10 protein-coding genes are annotated in these 13,211 nt (G+C 56.1%); 7 read left to right on the top strand and 3 right to left on the bottom strand.

The genetic code is table 11. The features are described from left to right. Positions 1 to 234 precede the first annotated feature (234 nt). The 7 genes from ACR0KG_RS16165 to ACR0KG_RS16135 all read left to right on the top strand — a co-directional run bounded on the left by ACR0KG_RS16165 (position 235) and on the right by ACR0KG_RS16135 (position 10,387). Positions 235 to 1,713 (top strand): Y-family DNA polymerase, encoded by a 1,479-nt coding sequence (locus ACR0KG_RS16165; protein WP_480827841.1) that lies wholly within the window; start codon positions 235 to 237, stop codon positions 1,711 to 1,713. Next, complete coding sequence (locus ACR0KG_RS16160) at positions 1,710 to 5,093, top strand: error-prone DNA polymerase (protein ID WP_480827840.1); 3,384 nt, start codon at positions 1,710 to 1,712, stop codon at positions 5,091 to 5,093. Before ACR0KG_RS16165 ends, ACR0KG_RS16160 begins: the two co-directional genes overlap by 4 nt. A gap of 325 nt (positions 5,094 to 5,418) precedes the next feature. Continuing rightward, complete coding sequence (locus ACR0KG_RS16155) at positions 5,419 to 7,983, top strand: autotransporter family protein (RefSeq protein ID WP_480551619.1); 2,565 nt, start codon at positions 5,419 to 5,421, stop codon at positions 7,981 to 7,983. Continuing rightward, on the top strand, positions 7,984 to 8,481 hold the full coding sequence (locus tag ACR0KG_RS16150; RefSeq protein ID WP_480551621.1) for an invasion associated locus B family protein: 498 nt from the start codon (positions 7,984 to 7,986) through the stop codon (positions 8,479 to 8,481). A gap of 273 nt (positions 8,482 to 8,754) precedes the next feature. Beyond that, complete coding sequence (locus tag ACR0KG_RS16145) at positions 8,755 to 9,348, top strand: LysE family translocator (RefSeq protein ID WP_480827853.1); 594 nt, start codon at positions 8,755 to 8,757, stop codon at positions 9,346 to 9,348. A gap of 56 nt (positions 9,349 to 9,404) precedes the next feature. After that, complete coding sequence (locus tag ACR0KG_RS16140; RefSeq protein ID WP_480551623.1) at positions 9,405 to 9,911, top strand: DinB family protein; 507 nt, start codon at positions 9,405 to 9,407, stop codon at positions 9,909 to 9,911. 17 nt (positions 9,912 to 9,928) lie between these two features. After that, positions 9,929 to 10,387: a DUF2267 domain-containing protein gene (locus tag ACR0KG_RS16135; RefSeq protein ID WP_480551625.1), complete on the top strand. Its 459-nt coding sequence runs from the start codon at positions 9,929 to 9,931 to the stop codon at positions 10,385 to 10,387. A 289-nt stretch (positions 10,388 to 10,676) separates the two neighbouring features. On the opposite strand, the gene ACR0KG_RS16130 is transcribed toward ACR0KG_RS16135, so the two are convergent. The 3 genes from ACR0KG_RS16130 to ACR0KG_RS16120 are packed head-to-tail and all read right to left on the bottom strand — an operon-like array spanning position 10,677 to position 13,201. Then, positions 10,677 to 10,961: a hypothetical protein gene (locus ACR0KG_RS16130; protein ID WP_480540310.1), complete on the bottom strand. Its 285-nt coding sequence runs from the start codon at positions 10,959 to 10,961 to the stop codon at positions 10,677 to 10,679. Positions 10,962 to 10,991: 30 nt separating this feature from the next. Beyond that, complete coding sequence (locus ACR0KG_RS16125) at positions 10,992 to 12,146, bottom strand: Gfo/Idh/MocA family protein (RefSeq protein ID WP_480551627.1); 1,155 nt, start codon at positions 12,144 to 12,146, stop codon at positions 10,992 to 10,994. Further along, entirely contained in the window at positions 12,146 to 13,201 is a 1,056-nt protein-coding gene (locus ACR0KG_RS16120) for a sugar phosphate isomerase/epimerase family protein (RefSeq protein ID WP_480540314.1), read from the bottom strand. Before ACR0KG_RS16120 ends, ACR0KG_RS16125 begins: the two co-directional genes overlap by 1 nt. Between the last annotated feature and the right edge of the window lie 10 nt (positions 13,202 to 13,211).

Here is a 13,211-nt window from a genome sequence, read left to right as displayed (position 1 = left end):
AGCAGCCCGGTAGCTCGTCAGGCTCATAACCTGAAGGTCGCAGGTTCAAATCCTGCTCCCGCAACCAGCGTCAGAAAACCTCAGAACAGCCACGTCGAGCCACAAACAGTCAAATAAACTGTTCGCATCGCAATCAAACATCGACGCATCAGGGCTTGTCTACAAGTGATCGTAAGACTCGACTCTGTAAAGGGAGAAACTTAAAAGGAACAAAAGAAGAACACGGAAGCTAACATGTTCGATGAGATGCAGCGGCGCATCATTTCATTGTGGTTTCCCCGGTTGGCGACTGACCGGGTTTTGCGTCAGTGCCCGATGGACGGACCTTTTGTTCTGACCCTCAAGCAACGGAATGCCAATCGCATTTACTGCATGAATGTCGCGGCGGCAGAGCAAGGGCTGCATAATGGTATGGCGTATGCGGATGCGCGTGCTTTTTGCCCGACCCTGCAAAGCGGTATCGCTGATCCTCAGTCAGACTTGCGCTTTCTACATATTCTGCGCCGATGGGCGACGCGATATTGCCCTTGGGTGGGGCTGGAAGGTGACGACGGGCTGGTGCTGGATACCACCGGGTCGGCGCATCTGTTTGGCGGTGAGGCAGCGATGCTGGCCGATATACGCGGGCGGCTTGCGCGCGCAGGGCTGTCGGTGCAGGTCGGGGTCGGCGATACGCGGGGTGCGGCTTGGGCGCTGGCTCATTACGGTGAGGGGCAGGCACCTGTCGGTGATATGTTGGGGGCATTGGCCCCATTACCCGTGGCGGCTTTGCGCCTGAATGAAGAGACATCGGTTACTTTGCAGCGTATGGGGTTGCATACAATCGGCGCGCTGGCCGCAGCCCCGCGCGCACCACTGGCGCGCCGCTTTGGGGCTGGGGTGCTACTTCGGCTGGATCAGGCCTTAGGAGCGCAGCCGGAAGAAATTATGCCACTGGCCGATCCGCCCCGCTATGCCGTGCGCATGACCCTGCCAGAGCCGATCGGGTTGCTGACCGATGTTATGGCGGGGGCTGATCGGCTGTTGGTGCAGCTCTGCGCCAAGCTGAAGGCGCAAGAGATGGGCGCGCGCAGGCTGTGCATGACATTGCGTCGGGTAGATCAGGGGTATCAGCAGGTTGAGCTGCGTCTGGCCCGGCCCTTGCGCGATCCTCATCGCATTTTGCCCCTGTTTGAACGCGGGCTGGGGGAAATCGATGCAGGGTTTGGTATTGATCAGCTGCGGCTGGAGGCTGCGGAGGTCGAAGAGCTACCCGTGCAACAGCTCAGCCATGCTGTGGGGTGGGGGCAGGGTCAGTTAGAGGACCTGATAACCCGGCTAGGCACTCGGGTTGGGCTCGAGAATATTCAGCGGTTTTTACCGGCTGACAGCCACATCCCCGAGCGTAGCTTTATTATTGCAGCCGCCGCCTATTGTGAAGCCTCAAGGGGGTGGAGCAGCCAGCACCCGCGCCCCCTTTGCCTGTTCCCACCCGAGCCGATTGCTGCAACAGGTCCACAGCCACCTAGGCGTTTCCGCTGGCGACGCATGTCGTTGACAGCAAGCCGCGCGACTGGACCAGAGCGCATTGCCCCTGAATGGTGGTTGGCCGATGAAAACTGGCGCTCTGGCCTACGCGATTACTGGCGGGTGGAAACTCTGCAGGGGCGCAGGCTCTGGCTGTTTTACACGCCGCAGAATCCGGGCTGGTTTGTACAGGGAGAGTTCTCATGATCGAAGTGAACCGCACCCGCCGCCCAGTAGAAGCCTTTCGCCGTGATACGCTGGAGGCCAATGCGCAGGGCACCGGGTATGCCGAACTGTGCGTCACCACGAATTTTACTTTTCTGACTGGGGCGTCACATCCCGAAGAACTGGTACTGCGCGCGGCTGAACTGGGGCTGTCCGCGATTGCCGTTACGGATCACAATTCGCTGGCAGGTGTCGTTCGCGCCTGGTCTGCACTGAAAGAGTTGAAGCGGCAGACGGGGCAGCCGTTACAGATTCAGTCTGAGCAATGTGTAGATTCATCGTCGCGGCAGGAGGTTGGGTACAGGCAAGCCCTTGCCCGACCAGACTGCCCGGTATTGCCTAAGCTGATTGTTGGCTGTCGGCTGGTGCTGCGGGACAGTTCATTGGACTGGGTGGCGCTGCCCTGTGATCTGGCAGCTTACAAGCGGCTCAGCCGATTGCTGACCCTGGGCAAGCGACGCGCGGATAAAGGGGACTGTGAGCTGTATACGCAGGATCTGCTGGCAGCGTGCAAGGGCATGATGCTGATTGCGCTGCCTCAGAGCAGCTTGCAGAAGGCCGCAGCGGATATACAGACCATGCGGCGACATTTTCCCAATCATGTATTTCTGGGTGCGGTGCCACGCTATGATGGTAGCGATCAGGCCTATTTGGCCGAATGCGCCCGGTTGGCGCAAAGAACCTGCGCGCCGATGGTGGCGGTGGGGGATGTGCTGATGCATCGGGCCAGCCGCAGACAATTGGCCGATGTGCTGACCTGTATGCGCGAACATATTACGATCGATCAGATAGGAACGCGCGCCTTACGCAATGGGGAACGGCGGCTGAAGGCAGGCACCGATATGGCGCGTGTCTTTCGGGACCATCCTGCCGCGCTGCACCGCACATTGGAGATTGCAAGCCGCTGCAGCTTTGACCTGAGTGAACTGTCCTACGAATACCCGGATGAGATCGCAACAGACGAGCCACCTCAGGCTCGGTTGGAACGGTTAGCGCGTGAAGGGTTAAAACGCCGCTATCCTGATGGGCCGCCCGATAGGGTGGTCGAGTTGATGCACAAAGAACTGGCGGTGGTCGCCGACCTCCGGTTCCCAGCATATTTCCTGACCGTACATGACATTGTACAGTTTGCCCGCTCACAAGACATTCTTTGCCAGGGGCGCGGGTCGGCGGCCAATTCGGTGCTGTGTTACCTCTTGGGTATTACGGATGTCCCTCCGGGTCAGATTGCCATGGTTTTTGAACGGTTTGTGTCAAAATACCGAGGCGAGCCGCCGGATATTGACGTCGATTTCGAACATGAGCGGCGCGAAGAGGTGATCCAGTGGGTCTATGAAAAATACGGCCGCCACCGTGCTGGCCTATGTGCCACTGTGATCCATTTCCGCACCCGCGCGGCGATCCGCGAGGTCGGAAAGGTGATGGGGTTATCGCAGGATGTGACTGCAGGGCTATCCGGTCAGATCTGGGGTATGACCAATGGCGGCGTTGACCTGGACCGTGTGCGAGAGTTGGGGCTGGACCCTGACGATCGTCGCCTGATGCAAACCCTCCGCCTGATAGGTGAGATCATCGGTTTTCCGCGCCATTTGTCTCAGCATGTCGGTGGTTTCGTAATCACCAAGGGGCGTCTGGATGAGCTGTGCCCGATTGAGAATGCCGCGATGGAGGATCGCACTGTCATCTGTTGGGACAAGGATGACATCGACGCGCTCAATATCCTGAAGGTCGATGTTCTGGGGCTGGGTATGCTCAGCTGCCTGCGCAAATCCTTTGATCTTTTGCAAGCGCATGAGGGTGAGAATCTGAGCATCGCCAAGGTGCCGCAGGGCGACATGGCCACATATGACATGCTCTGCCGCGCGGATGCGGTCGGCGTTTTTCAGGTCGAAAGCCGGGCGCAAATGAACTTTCTGCCCCGGATGCGACCGCGCGAGTTTTATGATCTGGTGATCGAAGTCGCCATTGTTCGCCCCGGACCCATCCAAGGGGATATGGTGCAACCCTATATCCGACGACGGAATGGGAAGGAAAAACCGGAACCCTTTGGCCCGGAACTGGAACAGGTGACAGCACGCACGTTAGGGGTGCCTCTGTTTCAGGAACAGGCGATGCAGATCGCGGTGGTTGGGGCAGGCTTTACAGCGGAAGAGGCCGACCATTTGCGCCGTTCTCTGGCGTCGTTCAGGCGGATGGGCACGATCGGCACATTCCGGGATAAATTCATCAAGGGGATGCTGAACAAAGGTTATGACATTGAGGTGGCAGAGCGCTGTTTCTCGCAGATCGAAGGCTTTGCCGATTATGGGTTTCCCGAAAGTCACGCAGCCGCTTTTGCCATGCTGGCCTATGTTTCGGCCTGGTTGAAATGTCATCACCCGGCGATCTTTGCCTGTGCACTGCTGAACTCTCAGCCCATGGGGTTTTATGCCCCTGCCCAGATCGTGCGCGACGCGCGTGAGCACGGGGTCGAGGTGCGGCCCATCTGCGTCAATCATTCGGAATGGGACAATATTCTGGAACGCCGCCCCGATGGCGCGCTGGCCCTGCGGCTGGGGTTCCGCCAGATCAAGGGGTTCAGGGAAGAAGACGCAGGCTGGATTGTGGCTGCGCGTGGCAATGGTTACCCGGACCCAGAGGCGCTTTGGCTGCGTGCCGGGCTTCGTCCAGATGTCCTGACGCGGCTGGCCGAGGCGGATGCCTTTTCGGATATGGGCCTGACCCGGCGCGATGCACTCTGGCAGGTCAAGGCGATTCAAAGCCCGAAACCTCTGCCGTTATTCAACGATCCAATTGACGGAGAAATGGTTCACGAACCGCAGGTCAATCTGCCGGTTATGCAGCTGGGTGAAGAGGTGGTCGAGGATTATGTCTCAACCCGTCTAACCCTGCGGGCGCATCCTATGGAACTGCTGCGCCCCTCATTGCCGGGATTGGTCACACATGCCTCTTTGCAACAGGTGCCGCTGGGGCGGTACAGCGTGTGTGGCCTTGTCATCACCCGCCAGCGGCCCGGCACGGCCTCGGGTGTTATTTTCCTGACCTTGGAGGATGAGACCGGGGTCAGCAATGTGGTAGTCTGGCCCAAGGTTTATGACCGCTTCCGTCGTATTGTGATGGGGGGGCGCTTGTTGCGAGTCACAGGATATCTGCAACGCGAAGGGATCGTCGTGCACTTGATTGCTCAGGACATTCAGGACTTATCGCATAAGCTGTCCGAATTGGGGCATCCACAGCCAGAGGCCCTGAGCACCGAAGCTGCCCGCACGGATGATACGCTCAAACGATCCCGCTATCCCGCGCGGGCAATGCACCCGCGGGATCAGGCAAAGCGATTGTTCCCAAGCCGGGATTTTCATTAACCGGCCATTCGTAGCGATTGCGGTATTCAGCACTCCTTTTGCACAAAGCCTGGAGGAAGGAAAAATTGTTGCGAAATTGAAAACAATTCAGGCTGTGCTTCACTTTACATGTAGAATTTTGACAGCATTGGCGATCTTAAGGCAGCTCTTAATCAAGGCAAAAAACGGTGAATTTCCCGCTACCTGAGATGCGTAAAAAACAATCACAGATTGAGCGCCCAAGTGGAATTGCGAAGTGTGTTAACACTTAATTAACTTGATCCTTGGAAAAGCGCGGCTCACTGGATAGGGTAAGACAGTAACCAGTCCAAAGAAATTGTCACCCGTGCCCAAAAATCAAAGCCTGTCAGCTCCGCTTCGCAAATCCAATATTCTTCTGACCTCATCCATGGCGCTTGCCGTCGTCGGCGCATATGGCCGCACTGCATATGGCGGCAGTTGCACGCCGTCGGGGGGCGGAACCTATTCTTGCTCGGGTCCAGCAACGGGTGGTGACGCAACCATTACGCTGAATTCAGGCGCATCCCCTCTGACAGTGACAACGCAGCCAGGGTTTGGGCATACGGTCTCAAGCGGGAATGGGCTCAATCTGCGTTCCAGTGACAGCATTTCGTTTACGGATGCCAATAACTCGGTCATAGCGGGGGCGAACTTGGGGATTTACTCGCGCAACACAGGAACGGGCGCGATGACAATCACGGTTACAGGTGTTGTGATCGGGACAAGCGGTACCGGGGTGTACGCGAACAACGCCGGAACGGCGACCGATATGACGATTTCTGCCGTTGATACAAACGGTGGAAGTTTCGGCATCACGGCGCGTAACAATGGCACCGGCGCTTTGACAATCACGTCCACAGGAACGGCTTCAGGCACCTCTTCGGATGGGATTAACGGGCGGAATGCGGGGACTAACCTAACGATTACCGCAGTCAACGCCAACGGCGGGCGCACGGGTATTTTTGCGCAGAACACGGGCTCGGGTTCGATTGCCATCACCACGTCAGGTGCCGTAACCGGCGGCACAGGTGCGGGCATTGCGACGCAGGCCGGTGCTGGCACGGCAGTCAATATCACATTGAATTCTGGCAGCACCATCAGTGCCACATCTGGTACGGCGATCACCAATGACCAGTCTGACGCCACAGTGACCGTAAACGCGGGCGCTGCGGTCACAGGTGCTATAACCTTGGGCGATGGCAGCGATACCTTAGACTTCACCGGTGGTGATTTCAGCGGCGTTACCCTTTTTGACGGTGGCGACGATTCCTCCAGTGGGGACGGCTTTGTCGACACGCTGCGCTTTGGCAGCAGCGGTGTACTGGCTGGGGCAAACGTGACCAACTTCGAAGTGATCGAGATTACCAATAATTCGACGATCACACTGACCGACAACAGCCTGACCGCGGGTGATGGCGGTGCCGGAACCGGGCTTACAGTTCAATCAGGCAGCAGTTTGCGTCTGAATACCGGAGCGACCAGCCTGACCGGTAACATCACCAATGGCGGTATGCTCTCGGCACAGAACGGATCGGTGGGCGATGTCATCACTGTCAGTGACGATTTTGTCGGCACTGGCGGAACGATCCTGCTGGATGTCGAACTTGGCGGTGACGGGTCGGCCACGGACATGCTTCAGATCGCAGGCGACACCTCGGGCACGACCTTTGTGTCGGTCAACAATATCGGTGGTGCCGGGGCCGAAACCATCAATGGGATTGAAATTATCCAAGTCGGTGGAGCGTCAAATGGAATCTTCACGCTGAATGGAACATCTCAGACAGCCACCGGCGAACAAATTGTGGTTGCGGGTCCGTTTGGCTATCGTCTTGTCGACACTGGCAGCGGCAGCTTTGTGCTGTCCAGCCTGGATGCGTCCGGCAATCCGATCCTTGTTGGATCTAGTATCGCCTCATTTGAGGCTTTGCCTTCAATCCTGCAATCAGTGAACCGTGTGCGCGGTTTCCAGGCGCGTACTGCCGCAAGAACCGCTGTTGCACCTTCTGGGGACGCGACCAGACAACGGGTTCGTGAATTTGGTACCGATGGTGATGTCCTGTCCTACCCGGATACCCCGGTCTGGCTGGAACTCACCGGACGGCGTAGCGAAATCGCGCCGGTTCGGTCGGACGCAGGGATCAACACGGTGCGGACGGACACCTATACGATAGCGGTTGGGGCAGATACGCTGCTGTCCGAATTCGCCAATGGGGCGCTCTACGGTGGGGTGGCGATCAGCTATGATGATGCCTCAAGTACGGTGCGGACCGATCAGGGCAACAGTGATATCGACACGACGTCGCTGGGCCTAACCCTTAGCGCCACCTGGCTGGACGCGCGTGGCTTTTATGTCGACACACAGCTTCAGTACAACGATAACTCCAGCGATACGCGCGATCCTTCCACCGGGCTAGAACAGAACGACATCGACTCCGACCAATACGCGATTTCGGTTGAGGTTGGTCGCCCTTACGAGGTGAAACCGGGCTTGGTCCTGATCCCTCAGGCGCAGCTGACCTATGCCTCGCTGGATGTAGACGACTTCACCGACAGTTCGGGCAACAATGTTGTCTTTGACGATGCCGACAGCGTACTGGCGCGGCTCGGGCTGTCCGCGAACAAATGGTTTGCCAACAGTCGCGGCACCGGCAGCTATTTTGGTGTCGTGAACCTTTATCACGAGTTTGACCCGACCACCCGGATTTCGGCCGGTGGGATGGAGTTTAACGAGGAGATCGACGATACCGGCATTGAACTGGGCCTTGGCGCGCGTATGATCCTGAACGAACGTTACGAGCTTTCTGGTTCGCTGAACTACCTTACTGGTCTTGATGATCTTGGGGATAGCTACGAACTGGAAGCCACATTGGGTTTGCAGGTTCGGTTCTGAATGATCAACATATCCAGGGTTCTGGCGTGGGGCGGCGGCGCTCTTGTCGCGGTGTCGGGCATGGGCTCGGCACAGACGACAGAAACGACATCCACGCAATATCAAAGCTGGACAGTGAACTGCACCCAAGAGGCTGATCAACGGCAATGCGCCATGAGCCAAAGCCTGAACCTGCAGAACCAGTCCGGCCTACTGCTGCGGGTTGAGCTGCAGCGAAACGCCGAAGGCGCGGCCTCGGGTATTGTGATCGTGCCATTTGGGTTGGACATCACCAAGGGTGTTTCACTGTCCATCGACGGTGGCCCCCGGTGGAATCTTCCGATGCGAACCTGCCAGAATTTCGGTTGTGTGGTACCCCTGACACTTGGGCCGGGGATTGTGGATCAGATGAAACAGAGTAACACGGTGCAAATCTCGCTCTATACGCTGGATGGTGGGCAAACGCTTGAAGTGCCTGTGTCACTAGCGGGTTTCACGGCAGCCTTTGATGCGCTTTGATCCGTTGTCGCTGACGCCAATCAATCAGATCAGACTGTTGGATGAATAATATGCCATCCCTGCTGCCAAATCGGGTTCTGTTGGCATCGAATACTTGTGTTGCTTGGCGTGCAAGCATGACTTTGGACGATGCAGTGGAGAGACCTGACTTAGGCTTTTGGGGTCGAAGGAGAATCCACAAAGGCGGGTACTCACTTCGCCAGCTGCAACGATATGGTGAGTAGCTCGCGGTATGAGGCAGTGTGCCTCTGAACAACAAGCGATTGAGCTGAGCTGATCACGTCCTTTGTCGTTGTAGTCGCGCTGGGCACAGGTGTGATCTATACGGTTGCTACTGGATTGGCGCGAGGGGCGAAAGGCAGCCCTGCGGCAGCGATGGGATGTACTTTGGGTATCGTTCCTCACTTGACGGCGGCAATCGTGAGATTGGCTGCGTTTTTGAACACAAGTGCGGTTCTCTTTCATGTATTGAAGTGGGTTGGCACACAGTACTTACAATTCCATGCTTCGCGGATTTTGAGAGATGACGCCCTGTACAGTTTGATAGAAAGGACGAGCGAACACGTATCGCAAAGTTGCGACAACTGGGTTTCTGATCAACATTCTGAATCCGAAACTATCAGTATTCTTCCTAGCATTTTTTCACAATTCGTTCCTGCTGGCGTCTCGACACCTGTGCGTCATATGCTTGTCCTCAGCGTTGTGTTTATGGTCATGAACTTTGTGGTTGTAATCTGTTATGATGGGTTCGCCTCGGTGGTGCGCGCGCGTATCGAACGGACGCCTACGTCACTCATGTGGCTGAAACGTGGCTACGCTGCAACGTTCGTCGGCCTTGGAATGCGGCACGCGTTCGAGACACGCTAACCTCGGAAACAGAGGGCGGTTACGGTATCCCAAGTCAGCCGAATGAGACAAATACTATGATCACATCTGAGTTCGCAGCGACAATGTCCCGCTACAATCAATGGCAGAACCGATCACTCATCACCGCGGCGAATTCCTTAACCCATGAAGATCGATGGAAGGATCGAGGTGCGTTCTTTAGATCTATCGCACAGACATTGAATCACATTCTCTGGGACGATCGCATCTGGTTGGCTCGGTTTCGCCATGACAGCGGGATCGTTGCTGAGATCGCTGTGCGGCATCCGTATACAGACACTCCGGTCGATTGGTTGGACTATGTCGAACAGCGGGAAGCATTGGATGAACAGATCGTTGGTTGGGCCGATACGCTCACATCACAGGACCTCTTGTCCATTATCACGTGGAAACGGGGGCACGAACACGTTCAAACGACGCTGGGCTTCAATTTGGTGCACATGACCAATCACCAGGCACATCATCGCGGCCAGGTTCATTCGTTGTTGACACAGGCTGGTGCGACAACAGGATCTACGGACCTTCAGATGCTGGACATCGGATAACTAAAGGGGCCGACTTAATGCCAATGCCATGGACATACAGACATGCGTCTAAAGAGTGGCGGGCATTCCTTGATGACGCCAAAGAGCGCATGTCACTAGATTCGGACAATATGACCTACACTGCTGTAGACGCTGTTTTTCAAGTGTTTCGCCGACGCTTGACAGCTCAGCAAGGGATTGATTTTGCATCAGTTCTTCCAAGTGTGGCGAGGGCAGTCTTTGTCACAGGATGGAATGTCTCCGAGCCGCCGGTACCATTCAAGCCGCGCAAAGACTTACTGGCCGAGGCAAAGAACGTTCGCAAACATCACAACTTGACGCCGGATAACGCAATTGAGGCCACTGCTTGGGCAATCCGTCGTTACACAAATGCCAGCGATTTCGAGCGCGTTTTGGCGAAGCTACCAAAAGATGCTCAGGAGTTTTGGGAGGTGGACGTTGACGATCCTAAGGAGCTCAATCAGCGGGTCATTTGACTGTCGTTCATGGACCTCACACGTCATCTAGAAAACAGACCATTGTCAAATCGAACTGCGCACCAAACCACTTGTTCATAGATCAAGGAGTAGACGTCTAGCTGACTCCGATACGGCCCGATCGCAGACATTCGCCGGCTTTGTCAACACTGCGGGTTATCTTTCAAGAGCGGGGGGTTGGTCGCCGCATTGCTGGACGACCAGTCACGGATACTCTTTCTAAACAGGTGCAAGGTTCGGCATCCTTGAACGATACCCGAAAGCCCGCAGGGTAAATCAAATTCGAAAGCTAGCGATTATTGTCGAGATACTTCCGAAGTTCTGCGAGATCACCCTTGGTGCGTTGCATGATTGCCAGTTGATCAGGCCCGATAAGATGCCCGAAGACCTCGCTGACGTGAACAATGGCTTGGTTCCTGAAAATGCGGCCCGCCTCGGTTAGATAAACAAGCTTTCCGCGCCCGTCTTCGGGATCAGGGCTTAAAACCGCTTCAGTGACGTTTATTGCTCCGGAGAGTTCATCGATGGGCTGCCCGCTCTTCGGTTTTTGGCAGATACCCCGGCTGCCTTCCAAGATGTTTGCCTCATGCCCAAAGCCAGATTTTCAAGCTAAGCTAACCCAAGCCGCATTCTTTGAAGAGCTTTGCACGCACGCGGCTACAAACTTAACCCCATTGAGCCCGTCATAAACCGTTGGATAAACAACGGACGCGCCAGGTGAAATCCCGTTTCGGAAGGCTTGGATCGCCTCAGCAGCCTCTCCATAGATATTGGCGAAACCTTCAAGATATCCCTCGGGATGTCCCGGAGGGACTCTGCTTAGCCGATTGGCAGCATCAACAGCTCCAGCTCCATTTCGGGTGATCAGACGCTTGGGTTCGTTGTATGGTGTGAACCAAAGGTAATTGGGATCTTCCTGGGCCCACTCCAGACCACCTTTTTCGCCGTAGACCCGCAAACGAAGTGCGTTTTCATTTCCGGGAGCCACCTGAGAAGACCACAACATACCTCGCGCTCCGCCTTCGAAGCGAAGCAATACGTGGGCGTTGTCATCGACTTTGCGCCCCGGCACAAAGGCCTGCAAGTCCGCCGCTAGGCTTTCTGCTGTCAGCCCGGTTACAAAGCAAGCGAGATTGTAAGCATGAGTCCCGATGTCACCGGTTGATCCGCCCGCGCCCGAGCGTTCGGGATCGGTTCGCCATTCAGCCTGTTTGAAATCCTGCTGCTCGGTCAGCCAGTCCTGCGGGTACTCAACCTGAACCACCCGGATCTTGCCAATATCGCCGTTGGCAACCATTTCACGCGCCTGCCGAACCATTGGATAGCCCGTGTAATTGTGGGTCAAAATGAATAAGGCATTCGCGCTTTCCGCTGCTTTGACCAGCTTTTTTGCATCGGCAAGAGTCGAGGTGAGTGGCTTGTCACAAATGACATGAATACCGCGTTTCAGGAACTCACGCGCGGCTGCATAATGGACGTGATTTGGCGTGACGATTGAGACCGCCTCAATCCCAGATTTCAGCCGGGCTTCCCTTATCGCCATTTGTTTGAAGTCTTCATAGACCCGTTCGAGCCCCAATGCCTGACCGCTTTCAAGAGATTTCTCTGGCGTCGAAGACAAGGCACCGGCAACCAGTTCGAATTTGTCGTCCAGTCGCGCGGCTATGCGATGAACACCGCCTATGAAGGCGTCGTTTCCACCGCCAACCATGCCAAGGCGAATGCGACCCGAGGTTTCTTCACTGCGTCCTGTGACCATCACTCAATCCCCAGCATTTTACGATTGGCGGCTTCGTCAGCGCCACCGTCGGCGAAATCATCAAAGGCTTTCTCGGTCACACGGATGATGTGATCGGATACGAATTGAGCGCCTTCGCGTGCACCATCCTCGGGGTGTTTGAGGCAGCATTCCCATTCGACAACAGCCCAACCATCAAAGTCATTCGCGGCCATTTTTGAGAAGACCGCACCGAAATCCACTTGGCCATCGCCCAATGAACGGAAGCGCCCGGCCCGATCAACCCAGCTTTGATATCCGGAATAGACACCCTGCCGCCCTGTTGGGTTGAACTCGGCATCTTTGACATGGAACATCCGAATCCGATCTTTGTAGATGTCGATATTGTCCAGATAGTCGAGACATTGCAGCACGTAGTGCGACGGGTCGTATAGCATGCAGGCCCTTGGGTGATTTCCCGTCCGTTCCAGAAACATCTCGTAGGTCACACCATCGTGGAGGTCCTCTCCGGGGTGGATTTCGTAGCAGACATCGACACCGCATTCATCGGCGTGATTCAGGATCGGCACCCAACGACGCGCAAGCTCATCAAACGCCGTTTCGATCAAGCCGGCAGGGCGTTGCGGCCAAGGATAGACATAGGGCCATGCCAGCGCGCCAGAGAATGTTGCATGTGCGGAAATGCCCAGGTTTTTGGATGCTGTCAGAGCCTTTTTGACCTGATCCACGGCCCATTCCTGCCGGGCTTTCGGGTTCCCTCGGACACTTTCGGCGGCAAACCCATCAAACGCACTGTCATAGGCTGGGTGAACGGCTACAAGCTGGCCCTGAAGGTGTGTTGAAAGTTCCGTGACTTCGACACCATTTTCCTTGGCCTTGCCTTTGAAGTCATCGCAATACCCAGCGCTGGATGCGGCCTGTTCGAGGTCGAACAACCGGCCATCCCAACTGGGAACCTGAACGCCTTTGTATCCACAATCAGCCGCCCACTTAGTGATCGCGTCCCACGAATTGAACGGCGCTTCGTCCCCCGCAAATTGCGCAAGAAACAAAGCTGGACCTTTGATCGTCTTCATAAAATTTCCT

It is taken from the genome of Ruegeria sp. H4 (assembly GCF_056533065.1).
The sequence above is the reverse complement of the archived record's forward strand: the minus strand, read 5'-3'. Positions and strand labels throughout refer to the sequence as shown.

What these genes read in the sequence shown, in the direction of transcription:
- ACR0KG_RS16165 (WP_480827841.1), top strand. Translation starts at nt 235, where the DNA reads ATGTTCGATGAGATGCAGCGGCGCATCATTTCATTGTGGTTTCCCCGG.
- ACR0KG_RS16160 (WP_480827840.1), top strand. Translation starts at nt 1,710, where the DNA reads ATGATCGAAGTGAACCGCACCCGCCGCCCAGTAGAAGCCTTTCGCCGT.
- ACR0KG_RS16150 (WP_480551621.1), top strand. Translation starts at nt 7,984, where the DNA reads ATGATCAACATATCCAGGGTTCTGGCGTGGGGCGGCGGCGCTCTTGTC.
- ACR0KG_RS16140 (WP_480551623.1), top strand. Translation starts at nt 9,405, where the DNA reads ATGATCACATCTGAGTTCGCAGCGACAATGTCCCGCTACAATCAATGG.
- ACR0KG_RS16135 (WP_480551625.1), top strand. Translation starts at nt 9,929, where the DNA reads ATGCCAATGCCATGGACATACAGACATGCGTCTAAAGAGTGGCGGGCA.
- ACR0KG_RS16125 (WP_480551627.1), bottom strand. Translation starts at nt 12,146, where the DNA reads ATGGTCACAGGACGCAGTGAAGAAACCTCGGGTCGCATTCGCCTTGGC.
- ACR0KG_RS16120 (WP_480540314.1), bottom strand. Translation starts at nt 13,201, where the DNA reads ATGAAGACGATCAAAGGTCCAGCTTTGTTTCTTGCGCAATTTGCGGGG.